Source organism: Paenibacillus sp. FSL H3-0333 (genome assembly GCF_038002805.1).
Taxonomy (GTDB): domain Bacteria; phylum Bacillota; class Bacilli; order Paenibacillales; family Paenibacillaceae; genus Paenibacillus_AQ; species Paenibacillus_AQ silagei.
Window position 1 is genome coordinate 1,654,242 of sequence record NZ_JBBODG010000001.1, and the last position, 20,545, is coordinate 1,674,786.

Below are 20,545 nucleotides of genomic sequence, written 5' to 3' on the forward strand. Positions count from 1 at the left end.
GTCGGGTGTGTGTGAGGGATGGCGACAAAACGGTTTAAATTCGGCACCATCGTCAATGATATTCCGCTAAGCTTCAAGTTCTATCTCATCTACATTGTGGGTGTGCTCCTGCCGATCATGGTGCTGAATCTGGTATTCCTGGAGCGGATTACAGATCTCATCAAATCGCGGGAGCAGCAGAATCTGGAGATTTCCATGGAGCGGGCGCGGAAGGACATTCATGATTTTATTGAAGGGGGAGTCTCTGTCGGCTACACGCTGGCTGCGGATAAGAATCTGTACGAGATGCTGGACCGGACCTATACGGACTCTATCGAATTCTACAGTATGTTCAACGAACAATTGAGAGACCGTATGAACAGCTATATGCCTGTCAATAACCAGCTGGAACGAATCAGTATATTCACGAACAACCAGACGGTTGTATCCGGGGGGAATTATCAGGTAATGAACGATAAAGTATGGTTCAGTGACTGGTACCGGCAGGCCAAGAAGGCCACTACCCAGGTCTATGTTGCTGCTTACCGGATCATGGAGAACAAGAATCTGGCTTCATCCACCCCGACGCTCAGCATTATTGAGACCATGGACAATTACCGTAATCTGAACAACTATGAGAAGGTGCTGCGGATCGATCTGGACCTCAGTGAGATCTATGACATTATCGTCCGGGAACGGGATTACCTGAGCCTCTATCTGATCAATGGGGAGAACAAGATTGTGATGTCAGCGGACAGCGGCTATCAGCACATTACGGATGATCCCTATCCGGTATTCAATCAGTGGGGGGACAGTCAGGACGAGAGCGAGGGGGTTCGGGTAATGGCTGTAGGGACGGCGAATTATCTCAAAGGCTGGCGGATTGTCGGAATTACGCAGGGGGAGCGGATCTCCCAGGCGGTTCTCGATATCCGGCTGTACGCAGCGGGCCTAGCCACCACACTTACTCTTTTGACTAGCATATTCATATATATCATGCTGCGCTCCTACAACTACCGGGTGAAACGCCTGTCCCGGCATATGCAGAAGGTGACGAACGAGAAGTTCGAGCTGATCGCCATCGATGAGGGCCGGGATGAGATCGGCGGGCTAATCCACAATTTTAACCGGATGACCTCCAGAATTCACTCTCTGATCAACGATGTGTACAAGCTGGAAATCCAGAGCAAGAACCTGGAGATGGAGCGCGTCAGGGCGGAGCTGAATTTCCTGCAGAGCCAGATGAACCCCCACTTCCTGTTCAATACGCTGAATGCGATTCTGGTGGTCTGCACCAAGAATAAATATAACGATGTCACCGATATTGTGAAAAGCCTGTCGAAGCTGCTGCGCAGACTGCTGAGCTGGAAGGAGGATCTGGTGCCGGTGCGCGAGGAGATCGCATTTATCGACATGTATCTGCGGATTGAGAAATTCAGGTTCAGGGATAAATTCGACTATACCTTTGAGATCGATGAGCAGTCCCTAGATTATAAAATACCGAAGCTGAGCATGCAGCCGCTGGTCGAGAATTCCTGCAAGCATGGCCTGCAGACGATTGAGGGGCTGGGGGTCATCAAGGTGGCTGCTGCCGTGCTGGATAACAGGCTGCAGATTACAGTATCTGATAATGGTAAAGGTATGGAGCCGGAGAAGCTGAAGGAGCTGATGTTCGCGGTCCGCAAGGAGGATTACTCCGGGACCAACATCGGTATCCGCAATGTATACCGCAGGCTGGAGCTGAATTACGCGGATCAGGTGCGCTTCGAGATATCCAGTACGCCGGGTCAGGGAACGGTAGTGACCTTTGGTATTCCCCTGAAGCTGCTTGAGAAGAATTACTCCATGGAAAGAGAGGTATAGATGATGAAATACAAAGTATTATTAATCGATGATGAGCCGAGCGCTCTGGAAGGGATGGAGATGTGGATCGATTGGCAGGAGCTGGGCTTCGAGCTGTGCGGAACCTGCGGCAACGGCCGGGAGGGGCTGCAGATGATGAAGCAGCTTCAGCCGGATCTGGTCATAACCGATATCCATATGCCGCTGATGAATGGTCTGGAGATGATTGGGGAATGGCGGCAGGAGGGGACGGATTCGACGAAGTTCGTCATTCTGAGCGGCTACAGTGAGTTTGAATACGCCCGCACGGCCATCAGCTACGGAATCAATCACTATCTGTTGAAGCCGGTCTTCCCGGAGGAAGCTGCCGAGGAGCTGCGGGAGATCCGCCTGGAGCTGGAGCAGGAGGCGAACCGCAGAAGAATCCATGAGACCGCTTCCGGAGAAGAGGCGGCAACCTTAATCAAGGGGCTGCTTCATGGCAAAAAGGGAGAACCCGAGCTTATGGAATGGCTGGAGACTCTGCTCGGCTTCAAGGAGAGTCCTTCGTGGAACATTTGCCTGATCCGGACGGTCCCGGAGCTGTACACAGAGGTACGGAGCCGCATAGTCTCCCTGCTGGCCGGATATCAGGCAGTGGTGACGATCGATCTGGAAGCGGGATTGCTTGGGATCGTGTACGGCATGACGGCAGGCAGCGGGGAAGACGGCGGAATAGCTGAAGTGCTGGATATCCTGCTGCGCGAGTACGGGAGAGGGAAGATTCACATCGCGCTGGGAACCCCGGAGGACTCTTTGTTGTCCATAGAGGGCAGTTATGGCCGGGCCAAAGAGACGTTGCTCCATTTCTTTTACGAGCCGGAGCAGGCAGGGGTGCTGGCTTACAGCGCGGTACAGGACAAGCCCTTCAGTTATCACTATGACCACATCGGGCTGATGGATGCCCTGCTTGACTGCGTGAATCTTCTGGACGCGGACGGCTACCGCGAGGCACTGGAGGCAGCGGCCCGCAGCTTCCGGGAACAGCAGGTGGCGCCGGAGGTGGTGCGCAAATTTGTAATCCACCTCATGTACCGGATATTCGCACTCGCACCCGGGGCAGAAGCCGCAGGCGAGGGGGGCGGAGTGGCCTCGGGTGTTGAGGTATCAGAGATTCAGCAGGCGATGACCCCGCTGAGCGGGCTGCTTAGCCGCTTATTAACCTACGGCGGGAAGGCCATAGATCTGCTGGTGCAAGAGCAGAATTATAAGTCGCATGGGATTGTCCGGGAGATCAATCAATACATCGGGGAGCATTATCAGGAGAGCCTGAGCATTCAGAAGCTGGCCGAGATCTTCTTCCTGCATCCGGTATACCTGGGGCAATTATTGATTAAGAAGAACGGGATGACCTTCAATGAGCAGCTGCATCATCTGCGGATTCAGGCAGCGGCTGAGCTCCTGCGCGGGAGCAGGCTGAAGCTCTCAGAGATTGCCGAACGTGTCGGTTATGCCAATTACGGACAGTTTCTGAAGCGGTTCGAGAAGGAGCTGCACATGGGCCCGAATGAGTACCGGCATGCCAAGTTCTAAAATTTTCGGGGGTACACCTTTAGTTCGGTCGTATTTTAGCGGACAGTTCACCTCTATAATTTACTTGTGTAAGTGCTTACAAATTAAAGACAAACACTATGGAGGTGCTTTATGGGGGGCAAGTCGAAAGTGACGTTTAAGTATTCCCTGGTTGCGCTATTAACCCTTAGCTTCGCACTGTCAGGCTGCGGCGGGGGCAACGACAAGAATGCTGCTACAACTGACAAAGCAAAGGCGACTACAGCAGCGGATTCTGCTTCAGCTAACACGGGAGGAAAGATTGAACCATTCAAGGTTAGCGCATTTATCGGAGTAGCCGGGCAACAGCCGACACCTGACAACAAGATCTACAAGAAGATCAAAGAGGAGACCGGTGCCAGCTTCGATATGGAATTCCTGGCAGGCGATATTAACCAGAAGCTGGGCGTTATGATTGCCGGTCAGGATTATCCGGACCTTATGACCGGGAGCACCAAGCTTACAGCAGCAGGGGCTTATATCCCGCTTGAAGACCTGATCGAAGAGCATGCGCCGAATTTGAAAGCGCATTATGCAGAATATTGGAACATGATGAAGGACCCGAATGACGGACATATTTATATTTTGCCTAACTACGGTGTATATAACGGTAAGGTCAACAGCTCATGGTATTCAGGACCGGCCTTCTGGATTCAAAAAGCAGTGCTTAAGGAATTCAATTATCCGAAGGTTAAGACACTGGATCAGTACTTTGACCTGATTGAGCAATATAAAGCAAAGTATCCGAAAATTGACGGAAGCCCGACCATCGGGTTCGAAATTCTGAACTATGACTGGAAAAACTGGGGTCTGTTCAACGCACCTCAGCATCTGATCGGACATCCGAATGATGGCGGCGTAGTCGTGAAGGACGGCGTGGCCGAGGTATTTGCCAATAAGGATTATGCCAAGAAGTACTATCAGAAGCTGAACGAGATGAACGAGAAGGGCATTATCGACAAAGAAACCTTTGTGCAGAACTACGACCAGTATATGGCAAAGCTGTCCAGCGGAACCGTTCTGGGGATGTTCGACCAGCACTGGAACTTCAACGCTGCTGAGGATTCACTGACGACTCAGAATAAAATTGAACGCACTTATGTAGGTCTTCCGCTGGTATACGATGAGTCGACCAAAGACCACTACCGCGATCTTGCGGTGCTCAATCTTAACAATGGCTTCGGCATCAGTATTAATGCCAAAGATCCGGTGAAGATTATCAAGCTGCTCGACACCCTGATGGATGAGAAGTGGCAGAAGCTGTTCTCCTGGGGTGTAGAAGGCGAGGATTATATTGTTGAGAACGGCAGATTCATGAGAACCCAGAAGCAGCGTGATGATGCAGCCGATGCCACCTGGCAGCTGGCCAACAAGGCCAAATCATTGTATGAATATCTGCCTAAGACCGAAGGAAGCTACAGCGACGGCAACTCCACGGATGCCGCTGCACAGCCGGAAGAATACAAAGCAGGTCTGAAGCCGTACGATAAGGAAGTTCTGGATGCCTATGGCTTCAATTCCTACGTTGACTTCTTCAGCGATCCGCCGCCAAACCCTGTTTATTATCCTGCCTGGTCCATCGACCTGATTGAAGGCTCGGATGCCAAAATCGCCAGTACCAAGCTAAATGAGCTGCAGACCAAGTTCCTGCCGAAAGCCATTCTTGCCAAGCCGGCCGAATTCGATTCCGTATGGACCGATTATACGGAACAAATCGAGAAAGCCAATGTGAAGGCTTACGAAGACAAGATCAATGAGCAGATTAAGTGGAGAATTGAGAACTGGAGTAAATAATGTAAGGTCTGGTACCGGGTTTTAGAAGGTGGAAGGCCGTCAACCGGCCTTCCACCTTCCATTAATTTGATGGAGTAGGAGACAACGATTATGGATGAGACCTTAGAAATAGATACTGGCGTCCGGCGTCCGAAGAAGAACAAGAGGAAAAAGCAGCCGATTACCTGGCGTGTGATTAAGAATCAGAATCAGCTGATCTGGATGTCTGTGCCTTTAATGCTCTACATTATCCTTTTTGCCTACGTTCCTGTGTGGGGCTGGACCATGGCGTTCCAGAACTACAGACCGGCCAAGTCCTTCGGCGAGCAGGAATGGGTGGGACTGAAGCAGTTCAAGTTTTTGTTCACCGATGATAACTTCATTCGTGTCCTGCGCAATACGCTGGCCATGGGGGTTATCAATCTGATCCTCGGCTTCGTTACAGCCATTGTGCTGGCCTTGCTGCTTAACGAGATTAAGAAAGTATTCTGGAAAAGAACCGTGCAGACGATCTCTTATCTGCCCCATTTCCTGTCGTGGATTATCGTTACCGGTATTGTGGCGACCTCGCTGTCCATCAATGACGGGATTGTAAATATCGTTCTGATGAAGCTGCATCTGATTAAAGAGCCGATTCTGTGGCTCAGTGAAGGCAAATATTTCTGGGGAATCGTAGGGGCTTCGCATGTGTGGAAGGAAGTAGGCTGGAATACCATTATTTATCTGGCAGCCATCGCTTCCATTGACCCTGCCCTGTATGAGGCTGCAGAGATTGACGGTGCGAACCGTTACAAGAAAATGATGCATGTCACCCTGCCTGGCATCAAGGCAACCATTGTTATTCTGATGATTATGTCCATAGGGCATGTGCTGGAAGCAGGCTTTGAAGTGCAATACCTGCTCGGCAACGGACTGGTAGTAGACTGGGCCGAGACGATAGATATTTTCGTGCTTAAATACGGACTTGCACAAGGGAATTATTCACTCGCAACTGCTGGCGGTATATTCAAAACGGTGGTCAGCGTGACATTGCTGCTTATGGCTAACGGGATTTCCAAGCGGCTTGGGGAAGAGAGGTTGTTATAATGGCGGATAACCGGCAGATTAGCCCTGGGCACAAAGCAGGCTTTACGGCGAAAAGAAACTTAGGCACCGGCAGACTTGAACCGTTTTTGTTCACTTCCTTCAATACGGTCTTCATGGTCTGTCTGGTGGTTGTGACTTTATATCCATTCATCAATACGATTGCTGTTTCTTTTAATGAAGGAAATGATACGATCCGCGGCGGCATTTACTTATGGCCACGACAATGGACCTTTCAGAATTACAAGGCGATTTTTGCCACCGGAACGATTTTTGATGCTTTCCTGATCTCAGTGGCACGTACAGTGGTTTCTACATTGCTTAATATTTTTCTGACCACCATGCTGGCGTATACCTTAAGCCGCAGGGAGTACGTATTCCGTAAGTTTATTACTGTAGTCTTCGTGCTGACGATGTATTTCAGCGCAGGTCTGATCCCGAACTACTTCCTGATTAAGGACCTGGGCCTGCTGAACAGCTTCTGGGTCTATGTTATTCCATCGATGATCAGCGCGTTCAACATGATCGTCATCCGCACTTACATCGGCACGATTCCGGAGAGTCTGATGGAATCAGCCAGAATCGACGGCGCCGGTGATTTCAAAATCTTCATGCGGGTCGTCTTCCCGCTCTGTAAGCCGGTGCTGGCGACCATTGCACTGTTCGTGGCGGTCGGAGCCTGGAATGCCTGGTTCGACGCTTTCATCTACACCTCCTCCAAGCAGCACCTCAGTACATTGCAATATGAGCTGATGAAGCTGCTGTCTTCAACGATGAACTCCAACGGGAACCCTAACGTGTCGAACGGGGTAGGAATGGACCAGGATTCAGCGCGGGCGATGGTCACGCCGATCTCGATCCGGGCAGCTATCACAGTGGTCGCCTCCGTACCTATACTGCTGGTGTATCCGTTCATGCAGAAGTATTTCGTAGTGGGTCTTAATGTCGGCAGTGTGAAAGAATAAGCGTTCAGAGCGAATAATCTTGTCTATGCAAAATAGCAAAACGGGTGCAGTCCTACCAGGGACTGCACCCGTTTTTGTGCTATCATTCTACTTCCTTTGAATAATCCCATAGGGCTCAGAGCATCCTTATAATGCTCTGCTCTTCCAAGGGCTTAGCAATCATTTTGAAAAAAATGATGACACAGCGGAAGAAATACCTTATTATTTAAAGAGATTTTTAATGAAACAGATTTTAAATAATTATAGTACAATAAGTCCTGAGGTTCAGGGAACATGTCCAGGCAGTCTGTAGGGGAGGGCTTCATATTCTTTCGCTGAGTCAGGTTAGCAAGAGCTTCACTCTGAAGGACGGCCCTTATACGGCTGTCGATCAGGTATCACTTGAAGTACAGGCGGGTGCCATTCACGGTATTATTGGCGCCAGCGGGGCGGGGAAGTCCACGCTCCTGCGGCTGATCAATCTGCTGGAGCGGCCCGATGCAGGAACGGTTACGGTTGACGGGCAACAGCTTACGGAGCTGCCGGACAAGGAGCTGCGCCGGCAGCGGCAGAGAATCGGTATGATCTTTCAGCATTTTAACCTGATCGGCAATGCCACTGTCAGCCGGAATGTGGCGATCTCCCTGGAGCTTGCCGGAGTGCCGCGTGCAGGGCGGATGAAGCGGGTGGAGGAATGTCTGCAATTCGTAGGCCTTGCAGACAAAGCCGGGCAATATCCGGCCCAGCTCAGCGGCGGACAGCGCCAGCGGGTAGCGATTGCCCGCGCACTGGCGAATAGTCCGAAGCTGCTGCTGTGCGATGAACCGACATCTGCGCTTGATCCGGGCACCACGGCGGATATTCTGGAGGTGCTGCGCCATATCAATGCTTCCCTGGGCGTAACGATTGTGATCGTTACCCATGAACTGGATGTAGTGCGGAGCATCTGTTCCGAGGTATCCGTCATGGAGGGCGGACGGATCGTAGATTCCTTCTCCCGCGGCGAGGGCGGCTTCCTTCCGCCGGGAACACATTCAGGCTCCTTCCGGGAGAGAATCACCGGCAGAACGGGGGCATCCCATGTTTGAGAGTATGCTGAAATACCAGGATCAGATGTGGCAGTCTATCGGCGAGACCTTTGTTATGGTCGGCATTGCCATAGGCGCTGCGCTGCTGGTGGGGCTTCCGCTGGGGACACTGCTGTATTTTTGCCGCAAAGGCCAGTTGTATGAGAATAGAGGGCTGTCCCTGGTGCTGAACAGCATCGTCAATGTCATCCGTTCGTTTCCGTTCCTGCTGCTGGTGGTGGCGCTGATTCCGTTCACGCGGCTGGTCGTAGGTACGTCGATTGGCACACTGGCGGCCACGGTGCCGCTGTCCATCGTTGCCATTGCTTATTACTCACGGCTGGTAGAGCAATCCCTGCTGGAGGTTCCGCGGGGAACGATTGAAGCGGCATTGTCGATGGGAGCATCCAAGCTGGGAATCATCTTCAAATTTCTGTATGTGGAGGCCCGTTCAGGGCTGGTGCTGGGACTCACGGCGTCTACGATCAGCTTCATTTCTTTTTCAACCGTAATGGGGGTTGTCGGCGGCGGCGGGGTGGGCGATTTCGCCATCCGTTACGGGTATCAGCGCTTCGAGACTGAGGTCATGATCTACGCCATTCTTGTGATGATTGTACTGGTGCAGCTCATTCAATTCACGGGAAGCACGATAGCCAGACTGCTGGACAAACGCTAGAATACTATACAATAATGGGGGCTTGAGAGATATCATGAAGAGAACAGGAAGAAGAATGACCACCACGTTTACACTGGTACTGCTTGTATTGACGCTTGCACTTGCAGGCTGCGGCAACAGCAAAAAAGCGGAAGAGACACCGGCGGCAACCAGCACCGGGCCTGTGAAGATCAAAGTAGCCTCGCTGATTCCGCCAATGACGGATATCCTCGACATCGTGAAGCCGATTCTGAAGGAGGAAGGCGTAGATATGGAGGTTGTCGTGCTGTCTGATAATGTGCAGCCGAACGAAGCACTGGCGAACAAAGAGGTGGATGCGAACTTCTTCCAGCATGTCCCGTACATGGAACAGTTCAATGCCAGCAAAGGGGCAAAGCTGGTGCCGGTTCAGCCTGTATATGATGCCATCTACGGCGGGTACTCCAAACGCTTCAAGAATATTGCTGATCTGCCCGAGGGAGCAACGCTCGTGATGGCGAATGATCCTTCCAATATTGGTCGCTCGCTGCAAATGTTCGCAGATGCCGGGTTGATCACGCTGATGGATGGGGTAGGAATTCAGGCTACCCAAGCTGACATTACTGCCAATCCGAAGAACTATAAGTTCGAGGAAGTCGATCTGCTGATGCTGGCCCGGATGCTGGATGATGCCGATCTGGTAGCGATGACGCCGGCCTATGCCAGCCCGCTGGGTCTGACTCCGAAGAAGGATGCGCTGATCACCGAGCGTGAAGATTCCGCCTTCACCATCACCCTCGTTGCCCGTGAGGACAACAAGGATTCCGAAGCCATCCAGAAGCTGGCGAAGGCGATCAGCGGCCCGGAAGTGAAGAAGTTCCTGGAGGATAATTACGCGGACATCGCGCTGCCTGCTTTTAAATAGAAGATAAATGAATTGACTCCTATACCAAAGTAAACGAAAAAGCTGTCCCAAACGCCATGAACTGGCTGATTGGGACAGCTTTTTATTGTAAGTAGGAGTAGCGTGGGCACTTGGGTGGACGCTCCGCAAACGGAATTACCGTAGAGCGTTAACGGGATACGCCACCTCATATTGCGCCGTTTCAATCCAGGTTCCGGTAGTGAAATCCCGTCCCCGCACAAGCACTTTATCAGCATAGACTTCTATATAATAGCCCTGGCTGCCGCTCTTGTGTTCATCTGCATCCGTCCAGAGGTAGGCCACCGAAGCAGCATTGAACATTGTAGCCGTCTGCCCGTTGCCGGGAAACATCGTGTTGCTGACCTCCAGTTCCCAGTGGGTATGTCCGGTGAACAGCAAGGTCTGCGGGTGCCGCGACAGAATAGTACGCAGCTCCTGATCCTGTGTTACCCCGTACCATTCCTGAGATTCCAGTGAACCAGCTACCGTATCCTTCAGCGGCTGGTGCAGGAAGAGGAAGACGGGCTGATCCTGCGCGGAAGCTGCCGCCTGTTCCCCAAGCTTCCGGTCCAGCCACTGGAGCTGTCCGTCGGATAGACTGCAGAACGTAGGCAGCCCTTCCTCCGTGCCGAGGAAGATGAAATGATACCCTGAGATCCAGTGGTCATGGTAGGGACCCGGCATCCCCATACGGGAAGTATACATCGCAAGGCGGGATTCCCAATGCCCTAGACCGACATCATGGTTGCCCAAGGTGTAACGAAGCTGCGGCAGTGAGGCCTGATGCTGTTCAAGAATACGCTGGACCTCCTCATACTCCTCCGGGAAGCCATTGTTCGTAATATCTCCAATATGCATGATGCCGCTGCTGCCCTGTGAGTGTAAGGCCAAATCCTGCAATGCCCGTCCGAAGTTCTGATTGTACTCATGCTCGGGATCGGCCGTGACATGTGTGTCGGTAATAATCTGGAACGTCAGTAGCGGTTCAGTAACGCCCGGTATGGAAGATGTATTCATAGACAAGCGAAGCCTCCTTGAAATATTTTATAATCGTTAGGCTAATGCCCCTTGGTACTAATGTTCAAACCAATAATTCCGGCTACAATCACAGTCACCCATAGGAGGGAGGAGCCCGTCAGCCTCTCTTCGAACAACAATGCCCCCGCCAGAGAAATCAGGAGGATACCCGCCCCGGACCATACGGCATAAGCGACTCCAACCTTGATGGAGGTGAGGGCGACACTCAGTGAGGTGAAGCTGATTCCGTAGAATACGAACATCAGCACAGAGGGCCAGGGCCGGGTGAGGCCATGCGACAGCTTCATGGAGACCGTTCCGGACAGCTCGAAGACAATAGCTAAGGCAAGAAATACCCAGGCCATGGCTCCTTCGGCCTTCATCGTACCATCCTTCGTACGCCAAGCTCCGCATAAGAGGACACGATACAATCTGCATCCGGCAAAAGAGTCCCGTCAGCCCGCGTGTCTGCCGCCAGCCCACATCGGCCCGCACCAGCCGCTCCGTGCGCATCACCCGACCCGCTTGCGGCAGCATCTGCATCTGCCGCCGCAGTGACCCGGCTTGCTGCCGCCTGCCCGTTCCCGCCCGAGTTTGCGGCCGGTCCTTCCGCCGCAGCTGAAGCCGCCAGCCCGGCGGTGACTCCGCCGGCAAGCCCAATGGCTACGGCAGCGCCCGCTGCCTTCGCCATCCGCATATCTCCGTTCGTATCGCCGATCACGGCGGCTTCAGTCGGAGATACCCCCAGCCGCCCGCAGGCAAGCAGCGCCATGTCGGGGAAGGGCTTGCCCCGCTCCACCTGATCGGTGCCGATCACGGCGGTGAAATACTGGCGGATGCCCAGCCAGCGGAGATGATTCTCGGCTGCCGCTGTTTCATCAGCAGTCACTACGGCCATAGGGATGCCCAGGGCAGCGCACGCGTCCAGAAAGGGCACCAGCCCGGGAAGCGGGCGGACCGGACGGCTCTGCTCCAGCATCGCATCCGCTGCATTCCGGCAGGAGTCCACCAGTTCTACCGCTTCGGCCCAGGATAGGCCGAGAGAATAACCCTGCCAGGACGCAATGGCGTACAGATCGCTCATTGTGCCCATGGCGAGCGGACCGTTACGGTCGTAATCGGTGATTCTCCCTGCGGCATCATGAACTGTTCCCAGCAGGGAGGCCCGGTGCTGCTCAGGGAAGCTCAGTCCGTGCTGCTCAAGCTTGCGGGCGAACTGGTCCAGGAAGAACTCGCCCCAGCTTCCCCAGAGGGATACGAACTGCAGTAAGGTTCCATCCTTGTCGAATAGGATGGCCGATACGGGATAGTTTCCTTGCGGAGTGTTAAGCTCGATCATGCAGCGTCCCCCTTCATTAATAGAAATTTGTTCAGCAATTCTATTTCAGTTTATCCAGTGCCGCTTGAGCCGTCTGCTGCGCTTCCTTCAGCGCCTCGGCTGCCGGGATATTCTCAATCTGCACCTTATCCGCAGCGATGGTCAAGGCATCGTTGATCTTGCCGCCTGTCGGGTCCTGGAACGGAGGGGAAGCATGAGCCGCCTGCTGCAGCGGGATTTTGATCTGCGGATTGCTCTCACTGAAGGTGACGAATGCCGGATCTTCCAGCGCAGACTGGCGGACGCTAATATATCCGGTGTGGATGGACCAGAAGGCGGTATTCTCGGAGCTTGTGAAGTAGGTCAGCCATTTCATCGCTGCCTGCTTCTCGGCGTCTCCGGCTTTGGCAGGAATACCGGCCATACTCGCCCCGGCGACAGGTTTGCCTTCGCCGGCTCCGGCCCAGCCCGGTTGCTCCATAGCGGAGACGACGCTGAAATCGAGGTCGCCCTGGTCGCCGCTGGAGCCGGTGTATCCGGCCGCCTGGCCTTTCATCACATCGTCAATCGTCTTGTACCAATACTCCCAGCCTTGCCCGCCCGAATGAATGCGCATCGTCTTGTCCTCATGAATTGCTTTGCGGAAGAACTCCCAGGCGTCGATCCACTCCGGGGAATCAATCGTGACCTTGGTGCCGTCCTCACTAAGAATACTGCCTCCTTTGCTGAGAGCGGCATCAACCATATTGCCGGAGCCCCACATCGGTTCCCAGCCGTAGAAGGTGGTTTTGCCACCTTCGGAGACGGTCATCTTTTTTGCGGCCGCAGCGAGGTCTTCCCAGGTCTTAATCTGGCTGGCGTCTATGCCGCTTTTCGCAAAAGCATCCTTACGGTAGTACATCACCTGGGTCGATCCATACATCGGGAGGAAATACTGCTTGCCGTCCACCTGGCCCTGGTTCAGGAAGGTCTGGACGAAATCCTCTTTATTGAAGTCCGGCTGCCCGGCAATCAGCTCATCCATCGGGGCGTAATAACCCTTGCGCGCCCAATCGATATTGGAGGAGAGGACCGCCGCCGGGACCTGCCCGGCAGCAATCGCTGCCTGAAGCTTCTGTTCGGTCTCTGTATAATCCCCCTGCACGATCCCCTTGACGATGACCTCCTGCTGGGAGGCGTTGAATTTCTGAATGAGCGATTCCATATTTTCACCCAGCTTGCCGCCGAGCCCATACCAGAATTCAATCGTGACCGGTGCGCCTCCAGCCGGAGCGGCATTGGCAGCAGGGACTGCGGCGGTTGCTCCGTCCGCTGTGACTGCATTGTCGGGAGCGGCATTTCCGCCGCAAGCGGTGAGCACGGAGAGTCCGGCGATCATGGATACTGCGGACAACCTTTTGAATACGTTCATCATCATTCTCCTCTTGGGTATTGAAGTTTAGGGTTTAGCCTTTACTTGAGCCTGCGGTCATGTTGACACTTTGCATTATCGTTTTCTGCGCCAGCAGGAAGATTAGCAGCAGCGGGGCAATCGTGAAGGCGCTGGCGGCCATGATGAGCGGCCATTTCAGTCCGTAAGCACCTCCTTCCACGAAGAAGCTGCGCAGACCGGCCGAGACCAGCTGCAGGCTGGGGTCCTTCGTAATGAGCATCGGCCAGAAGTAATTGTTGTACTGGTCAATGAAGGTAATCAGCGCCAGTACGGCGAATGAGGATCTTGTGACCGGCACAAGGATCGTCCATAGAATCCGCATATGCGAGGCACCGTCCACTTCACCGGCCTCCACCAGCTCATGCGAGACTTGAAGGAAGGCCTGCCTAATCAGGAAGATCGAGAATATACTCACACAGTTGGAGAGAATCAGGCCCGCATAGGAGTTCAGCAAGTGTAACTCGGAGAGGACCAGGTATCCGGGCAGGTAGACTGCCGTTGCAGGAACCATATAACCGAACAGAATCACTCCGGCAAAAACGCCCTTCAGGCGGAATTTCATATGCGTCAGCGCATAAGCCATCATCCCGGAATTGATTGTCTGCAGGAGGACAATGGAGACAGCGACGAAGATACTGTTACCCATATATCTGGCGAACGGCGCTTCGTTCCAGGCTGCGGCGAAGTTACCCCACAGCGGCACTTCAGGCCATAGTGTGGGCGGGGAGCGCCAGATCTCATCATTGGTTTTGAGGGCACTCGTAACCATCCAATAGAACGGGAAGGCCATCAGAAGAGCAAGCGCGGCGAAAAAAATCTGGCGGACCAGCCTGCTGATAGTTGTGAATATAGGCAAGCGGTGAGACCTCCTTAAGGGCTGATAGTAAAGCTTCTATTGATAATGAGTGGTCCGCTTGCTGATTCCGAAAGAGAGGACCGACAGCAGCATGCAGATCAAGACCAGAACGACAGCTACGGAAGAAGCCTCTCCGATCTGGAACGATTCGAAGGCGGACTGATAATACAGATAGAGCAGAGTGCGGGTGGAGCCGGACGGGCCGCCCTGGGTCAGGACATTAATCTGGTCATAGGCCTGAAGTGCCGAGACTAACTGCACCACGAATAAGAAAAGAGTAGTCGGCGAGATCAGCGGCCATGTAATCCGCAGGAACTTCTGCACCGGACTTGCCCCGTCCAGCTCCCCGGCTTCCAGCAGGTCGGAAGGTACATTGCGCAGCGCCACCAGATAGAAGATCATTGCCCAGCCGACCGACTTCCAGATCGTGACCAGCAGGACGCCGGTTAATGCCCATTTGGGGTCCTGCAGCCAGCCGATGGAATCCAGGCCGAAGAAGTTCAGCACCGCATTGGCAAGCCCGGCTTCAGGCTGATAAATCCAGGACCAGACGATAGACACAGCGACGGTCGGCGTCACCCAAGGCGAGAACAGCAGGATCTGATAGAGGGCTGAGCCCTTCAGCTTTCTGTTCATGAGGAGGGCCAGACCCAGTCCGAGCAGGATCACCGGCAGCACACTGCCGAGACAGAAGAGAACGGTCACCCTTAGCGCTTTGTAAAAAGCGGGGTTGCTGAGCAGATCGGTATAATTCTGCCAGCCGACAAAGGTTTTCTCCGGGCTCATGAAATCCCATTCCGTGAAGCTGAGATACAGCACATACAGCAGCGGCGCGAGCCAGAATACGGCGAAAGGGATCATGGCCGGCAGAGTGAACAGCACGGGCTTCAAGCCGCTGAATAATTTTGAACGTGTCATTTTCGTCCATATTCTCCATTTCATTCATATTGGTTGATGCGGTATAATGCAGAGGACAGCTCCTCTGTTCAAAAAAAATTGTACACTCATGAGGCAGGCTTGTGGTCAAGCGGGGGTAAAGCCCGGTCGGATTTTGTGTAAAATTTGTAGGATGATTGCGGTAAAGCTGCGGTATTGTGTAAGGTAGAGAGAACGATTCTATGTGAAAATGAGGTGCCACCTGATGAAGCAGGCCGCATTCGGCGAAGAAAATCCGCACCGTTCGCCCCGGGAGCAGCTGCTCGGCCCGGTGATCGATGCCATAGCCCAGACCATGGATTTATATGGAGCGAATTATTCCTTCGGCCAGCTGTACGGAGTGATGTTCTTCGAGGACAAGCCGATGACGCTGGAGGAAATGAAGCAGGTCATGAATATGAGTAAAAGCAATATGAGCTACGGAGTTCGCTCCCTGATCGCCTCCCGGATGGTCACGAAGCTTCCGGAGAAGCGTGAGCGGAAGGAGCTGTACGCAGCGGAGACGGACTTCTTCGAGGCCTTCCGGAACTTCTTCACCCTGAAGCTTCAGCGGGAGATCGATGTCATGCAGGAAGCGATGGGAACTGCGGTCCCTGACCTCCAGGCACTGGCCTATGCAGCAGACACACCCGAAGAGGAGCGGCAGGCCTGCCTCAGAGATTTGGAGAAGCTGGAGCACGCGGCCGAGTACTATGCCTGGCTGCAGCGGTTCGTGTCGGGGCTTGCGGAGGGGGTTGTTTTTGGCGGCGGGCTGCCGGAGAATAAGACGAAGTCGCAGTGAAATAATCGGTTGATTATTCTGAACAGCAATGGTCTTAAGGAAGAAAGGGAGAATACCTTATGAAGAACAAATCACAAGCTAACCCGGTGTACGTGGTGGGAATAGCGCTCTTATTTGTGTATTTATTTTGGGGAGGCACCTATGTCGGCATGAAGATTGCCATCGAGACGATGCCGCCCTTTCTGATGGCAGGGGTCCGCTTTTTCACGGCAGGTGTGGTCCTGTACCTCATTGCCAGAGTAAGCGGAGCGAAACGTCCGGTAAAGCGTGAATGGCGTGCCTCTGCGATTGTCGGCGCCTTGCTGCTGCTTGGGGGCAACGGGGTTGTGGCCTGGGCAGAGCAAAGAGTCTCTTCCTCCATCGCTTCGCTCATCGTGGCGGCAGTGCCTGTCTGGATGATGCTGATGGGCTGGCTTGGGCGCGGCGGCAAACGGCCGAATACCGGAGTTATCGCAGGAATCGTTCTTGGACTGCTCGGTATCGCCGTACTGGTCTTCCAGCCGGGGAAGGGGGAGACGGGGAACGCTACCGATCTGATCGGAATTATTACCGTGCTGGCAGCTTCCATAAGCTGGGCAGCAGGGTCCATGTACTCCCGAAGCGCGACCATGCCGGGTTCACCTTTGATGGCGACAGCGGCGCAGATGCTAACAGGAGGCGCGCTGCTGGTGATTTTCTCTTATTTTACCGGCGACTGGTCCAGACTTGAACTCTCTGGCATTTCTATGCGATCGTACTTGGCTCTGGCCTACCTGATCACCTTCGGCTCCATTGTCGGCTATACAGCTTATATCTGGCTGCTTAAGAATGCTGACGCTACCCTCGTCTCCACGTATGCCTTCGTTAATCCGGTAGTCGCTGTGCTGCTTGGCTGGCTGCTGGTAGGCGAACAGCTTACCTTGAACACCCTGATCGCAGCCGTGATCATTATCGGGGCTGTGGTTTTGGTAACTCTTTTCCGTAGTAAGCCACAGCCGGCGGCTACTCAAGCAACGCTTGATATACAACCGCAGCAGCGGCCGTTACACTAATAGTAAGGACGTATCAACAGCCGGTACTCTAACAGAGCATCCGGCTTTTTGGTATGCCTTTACCCCATGTGCATGCAGCCCTTCGACCGACGAGCATTGGCTAGACCTCCCCAGTCCTGTAACCATCCCCGACTAAGGTCCAGTACATAAAACCGTCCACAGTCTGTTTTGAAAGATGCGGGATTGCCCTAGAATAAGGGTATAAGAAAGAGAGCAGCGAAAGGCGGTGATAACAAATGCAAAGAAACAAAGGTAACGGACTTGCGATTGCGCTGATTGTAATCGGAGCGGTAATGCTGCTTGGCATTCTGCCTCACTTGATTTCAGGAATCTTCGGTATCCTGTTCCCGGCAGTGCTGGTTGTGCTCGGATACTACGGAATTAAGAGCGGCCGCAAGATTATCGGCTGGGTGGTGCTGTTCATCGGTGTCATGTCCCTGATCTCCAAGCTTTCCTGGATTATCGGTCCGCTGCTGGGTATTGCTCTGGTAGTGTGGGGCATCTCGGTACTGAGGGGCAAACAAAGCAGAACATACTAATACACACAGTCCATACTTATTAAGAAGCAGGGAGGGAGCAGGAAATCATGAGTGTTTTTCGCAGAATGAGGGACATCACCGTAGCCAACTTGAATGAACGCCTGGAGCAGAGCCAAGATCCGGTGAAGCTGATTGATCAATTTCTACATTCAACCCGTGAAGAGATCGGGGAGGCCGAACGGCTGTACCAGCAGTACGCTTCTCATACGAAGCAATTGCAGCAGCAGGTGAATCAGGCCACCGCCATGAGGAACAAACGTGAAGAGCAGGCGCTCCTCGCACTCAAGGCAGGCGAAGATCATCTGGCCAAGCTGGCATTGCAGGAGAAAATTATCCACGAGGAAAAGCTGGAGCAATACAGCGGGCTGCTGGAGACGAGCCAGCAATCACTTTTCGAACTGGAATCCCAGCTGAACGAGCTCAAAATGGAGTATCAGACGGTATACAGCAAACGCCAGTTCTATGCAGCACGGATGGAGTCGCTGCGGCTGCAGCAGCGCATGAATCAAAGAGCCGGTGCTTATGGCGGCGGAGATGTTCCCAAAATGTTCGGCCGTCTGGAAGACAAGATGAACGACTGGGAGCTAGAAGCCAAAAGCCTGAGCGACTTGCGCCGGATGGGACAGGAATATGCGGTGCAGGCCGGAGAGACCGTGGCAACCGTACTCGAAAGAGAAATGGCCCGTCTAAAGGAGAAGCTGAACAATGATGGCAGAAAGGAGTAGTAGTATGACCCGATTGTATCGTTCAACAAGAGACAAAGTAATGACTGGGCTGGCAGGCGGATTGTCCGAGACTCTCGGCATTGACTCTACACTGTTCCGGATTCTGTTGGTGATCAGTATTCCATTTAGCGGTGGAGCTACAATCCTCGTATACTTTATCGCAGCAATGGTGATTGCCAAGGAGCCTAACCAGTACAATCCCTTCGGTCCCGGACCTGGTGGGCCGGGCGGCCCGTACGGCGGACCCTACTCCGGCGGACCTGAATATGGCCGCGGACCACAGGCTCCTCACCAAGGACCTCAGGGATATGGCCCCTATGGCGGACAGCCGGGCTACAATCCCGGTTATGAGAAGGCAGGCGCTCATGCGGCTCCTGATTCCGGCCTGGATGCCATGATGAAGGATATCGAGAAGAAGGCACTGCAAAAAGAAGTGGAAGAGCTCAAACAAAAACTTGCTAAATACGAGAAGGGAGAAGTGTAAATTATGGGAGTATTCAAACGGATTAAAGATATGACTAAGGCGTCGGTAAATGATATGTTGGATAAGGTAGAGGACCCGATTGTGATGCTGAATCAGTATCTGCGCGATATGGAGGCTGAGATTCATGAGGCTGAAGTAACGGTAGCGAAGCAGATGGCTAATGAACGCCGTATGAAACAGCGTGTGGACGAAGCTGCCAAGGTTGCCGGACAACGTGCTGCACAGGCTGAGCTTGCGCTCAAGAACGGGCAGGAGGAAGTTACCCGTAAGCTGCTGGAAGAGAAAATCTACTTCGACCAGAAGTTTACCGAGTATGGCGAGCTTCACGCACAGGCTGAAGTACAGGCCAAGGAACTGGTGCAGCAGCTTCATGATATGAAGGATGAGTTCTACAAAATGCGCAACAAACGCAATGAACTGGTATCCCGCGCTCAGATGGCTAAGGCCAAGAAGCAAATGTCCCAAATCAGCAGCGTACATTCCATTGAGAGCGGAAGTGCCTCCCTTGGATTCCACCGTATGGAAGAAAAGATCATGCAGCTCGAAGCGGAAGCAGATGTGATGCGCGCTCCGTATAGTCCTTCGGCAACCGCATATGCTAAGCCGGTAGATCCTGAGAAGGAACTGAAAGTGGAGGAGCAGCTTGCCGCACTCAAGAACAAGCTGAACTCAACTCCTGCAGCCCCTCCTTTGAATAAAAAAGAACAATAATCCCTGTTCCTAAAGAACAGCCGGATATGATATGCTGATCAAGGTAAAGCCATACGGTATGGATTCTCCATACCGGTATGGCTTTTGTAGCGGATGCAGTATATTGAAGATGTAGCTTCGCGATACTTCAGCTAATGCTTACGAGGTCAGTTTTGCTTAAAATATAAGAATTGATATGCTGCGCAGGAGGTGCGGAAATGGATAAACGGAACCGTTTGATTGCCATCGGATTGATTGGTGTAGGCTGCTTGATGATATTTGGCAAATGGCTCGGCTTCTTCTCCATTGTCGCACTCCTGTTCCTGCTGCTGGGAATCTACCGGACGACGTCGGGCAAGGTCAAGCAAGGCTATAAGCTTATGGGAGTCGGTGCGGTACTGCTGCTGCTGGATCATTTGCTGCTGGTGCTTGGCATCTGCCTGCTTTCGCTGGGGATGTTCTTTGTCAAATCGAAAAGAATGCAGCGCAAGGCCGGTTTTGTGCAGAAGCAAAGCTTTTCTTCCCGATTCGACTGGGATCTCTCGCCGTGGGTGATGCGCAGCCTGAGCGCCTGGCATGTGCTGGGTGAGGTGGATGTGGATCTTTCCCTGGCCATGGCGGAAGAGCAGGAGACGATTATGCTGTATCAGGGGATTTTTGGTGATGTGGATATCCTGCTGTCTGAGGATTACGGGGTGGAGATTGAGGCATTCGTGCTGTTCGGCTCGATTGAGACCGGCAGTAACCGCGATACGGGGATGCTGAACCGGCTGAACTGGAAGTCACCTAACTATGACAGCTGCGAGCATAAAGTGAAGTTTAACATTTCTTATCTGATGGGGGATCTGGACATACGCTTCCCCTAAGAGTATGTTAGACCAGAGAGAGAAGGGAGAGCT

General features: G+C 53.2%; 21 protein-coding genes. 15 read left to right on the forward strand and 6 right to left on the reverse strand.

Going from position 1 to position 20,545, the window contains the following annotated elements; all coding sequences use genetic code 11:
* Positions 1 to 18 precede the first annotated feature (18 nt).
* From MHH78_RS07480 to MHH78_RS07515, 8 genes are all read left to right on the forward strand, one after another.
* The gene (locus MHH78_RS07480; protein ID WP_341167011.1) at positions 19 to 1,842 is read left to right on the forward strand and encodes a sensor histidine kinase; all 1,824 of its coding nucleotides are present in this window, start codon (positions 19 to 21) and stop codon (positions 1,840 to 1,842) included.
* Positions 1,843 to 3,393: a response regulator transcription factor gene (locus MHH78_RS07485; RefSeq protein ID WP_341167012.1), complete on the forward strand. Its 1,551-nt coding sequence runs from the start codon at positions 1,843 to 1,845 to the stop codon at positions 3,391 to 3,393.
* A gap of 111 nt (positions 3,394 to 3,504) precedes the next feature.
* Positions 3,505 to 5,205: a sugar ABC transporter substrate-binding protein gene (locus tag MHH78_RS07490; RefSeq protein ID WP_341167013.1), complete on the forward strand. Its 1,701-nt coding sequence runs from the start codon at positions 3,505 to 3,507 to the stop codon at positions 5,203 to 5,205.
* Between the two features lie 90 nt (positions 5,206 to 5,295).
* On the forward strand, positions 5,296 to 6,270 hold the full coding sequence (locus MHH78_RS07495; protein ID WP_076081983.1) for an ABC transporter permease: 975 nt from the start codon (positions 5,296 to 5,298) through the stop codon (positions 6,268 to 6,270).
* Positions 6,270 to 7,232 carry an ABC transporter permease subunit gene (locus MHH78_RS07500; protein ID WP_083685514.1) on the forward strand — a complete coding sequence of 321 codons (963 nt, stop codon included), beginning with the start codon at positions 6,270 to 6,272 and terminating at the stop codon, positions 7,230 to 7,232. The genes MHH78_RS07495 and MHH78_RS07500 overlap by 1 nt, the downstream gene beginning before the upstream one ends.
* 305 nt (positions 7,233 to 7,537) lie before the next feature.
* Positions 7,538 to 8,299 carry a methionine ABC transporter ATP-binding protein gene (locus tag MHH78_RS07505; protein ID WP_341170293.1) on the forward strand — a complete coding sequence of 254 codons (762 nt, stop codon included), beginning with the start codon at positions 7,538 to 7,540 and terminating at the stop codon, positions 8,297 to 8,299.
* On the forward strand, positions 8,292 to 8,954 hold the full coding sequence (locus MHH78_RS07510) for a methionine ABC transporter permease (RefSeq protein ID WP_036731110.1): 663 nt from the start codon (positions 8,292 to 8,294) through the stop codon (positions 8,952 to 8,954). Before MHH78_RS07505 ends, MHH78_RS07510 begins: the two co-directional genes overlap by 8 nt.
* A 55-nt stretch (positions 8,955 to 9,009) precedes the next feature.
* Entirely contained in the window at positions 9,010 to 9,837 is an 828-nt protein-coding gene (locus MHH78_RS07515) for a MetQ/NlpA family ABC transporter substrate-binding protein (RefSeq protein ID WP_445668087.1), read from the forward strand.
* 135 nt (positions 9,838 to 9,972) lie between these two features.
* Here the strand turns inward: MHH78_RS07515 and MHH78_RS07520 are convergent, their stop codons facing one another.
* From MHH78_RS07520 to MHH78_RS07545, 6 genes are read right to left on the reverse strand one after another with little or no spacing between them, the layout of a single operon-like run.
* The gene (locus MHH78_RS07520; protein WP_341167015.1) at positions 9,973 to 10,854 is read right to left on the reverse strand and encodes a metallophosphoesterase family protein; all 882 of its coding nucleotides are present in this window, start codon (positions 10,852 to 10,854) and stop codon (positions 9,973 to 9,975) included.
* A 41-nt stretch (positions 10,855 to 10,895) separates the two neighbouring features.
* Positions 10,896 to 11,237, reverse strand: coding sequence for a DMT family transporter (locus MHH78_RS07525; RefSeq protein ID WP_036731114.1), 342 nt, complete (start codon positions 11,235 to 11,237; stop codon positions 10,896 to 10,898).
* A complete protein-coding gene (locus tag MHH78_RS07530; RefSeq protein WP_341167016.1) occupies positions 11,234 to 12,193 on the reverse strand; it encodes an HAD family hydrolase in 960 nt (319 codons plus the stop codon). Before MHH78_RS07530 ends, MHH78_RS07525 begins: the two co-directional genes overlap by 4 nt.
* Before the next feature lie 40 nt (positions 12,194 to 12,233).
* On the reverse strand, positions 12,234 to 13,583 hold the full coding sequence (locus MHH78_RS07535; RefSeq protein ID WP_341167017.1) for an ABC transporter substrate-binding protein: 1,350 nt from the start codon (positions 13,581 to 13,583) through the stop codon (positions 12,234 to 12,236).
* A gap of 34 nt (positions 13,584 to 13,617) precedes the next feature.
* A complete protein-coding gene (locus MHH78_RS07540; protein WP_341167018.1) occupies positions 13,618 to 14,460 on the reverse strand; it encodes a carbohydrate ABC transporter permease in 843 nt (280 codons plus the stop codon).
* A gap of 36 nt (positions 14,461 to 14,496) precedes the next feature.
* On the reverse strand, positions 14,497 to 15,378 hold the full coding sequence (locus MHH78_RS07545) for a carbohydrate ABC transporter permease (protein ID WP_076081990.1): 882 nt from the start codon (positions 15,376 to 15,378) through the stop codon (positions 14,497 to 14,499).
* Positions 15,379 to 15,601: 223 nt separating this feature from the next.
* Between MHH78_RS07545 and MHH78_RS07550 the strand changes: the two genes are divergently transcribed.
* The 7 genes from MHH78_RS07550 to liaF all read left to right on the forward strand — a co-directional run bounded on the left by MHH78_RS07550 (position 15,602) and on the right by liaF (position 20,512).
* On the forward strand, positions 15,602 to 16,177 hold the full coding sequence (locus tag MHH78_RS07550; protein WP_341167019.1) for a GbsR/MarR family transcriptional regulator: 576 nt from the start codon (positions 15,602 to 15,604) through the stop codon (positions 16,175 to 16,177).
* A gap of 59 nt (positions 16,178 to 16,236) precedes the next feature.
* A complete protein-coding gene (locus MHH78_RS07555) occupies positions 16,237 to 17,208 on the forward strand; it encodes an EamA family transporter (protein ID WP_341167020.1) in 972 nt (323 codons plus the stop codon).
* Between the two features lie 236 nt (positions 17,209 to 17,444).
* Positions 17,445 to 17,747: a LiaF transmembrane domain-containing protein gene (locus MHH78_RS07560; protein ID WP_036731138.1), complete on the forward strand. Its 303-nt coding sequence runs from the start codon at positions 17,445 to 17,447 to the stop codon at positions 17,745 to 17,747.
* Between the two features lie 47 nt (positions 17,748 to 17,794).
* Entirely contained in the window at positions 17,795 to 18,472 is a 678-nt protein-coding gene (locus tag MHH78_RS07565; RefSeq protein WP_036731140.1) for a PspA/IM30 family protein, read from the forward strand.
* A gap of 4 nt (positions 18,473 to 18,476) precedes the next feature.
* Entirely contained in the window at positions 18,477 to 18,956 is a 480-nt protein-coding gene (locus tag MHH78_RS07570) for a PspC domain-containing protein (RefSeq protein WP_036731142.1), read from the forward strand.
* A gap of 3 nt (positions 18,957 to 18,959) precedes the next feature.
* Positions 18,960 to 19,667: a PspA/IM30 family protein gene (locus MHH78_RS07575; protein WP_036731144.1), complete on the forward strand. Its 708-nt coding sequence runs from the start codon at positions 18,960 to 18,962 to the stop codon at positions 19,665 to 19,667.
* A 197-nt stretch (positions 19,668 to 19,864) separates the two neighbouring features.
* Positions 19,865 to 20,512 carry a cell wall-active antibiotics response protein LiaF gene (liaF, locus tag MHH78_RS07580; protein WP_341167021.1) on the forward strand — a complete coding sequence of 216 codons (648 nt, stop codon included), beginning with the start codon at positions 19,865 to 19,867 and terminating at the stop codon, positions 20,510 to 20,512.
* The last annotated feature ends 33 nt before the right edge of the window (positions 20,513 to 20,545 follow it).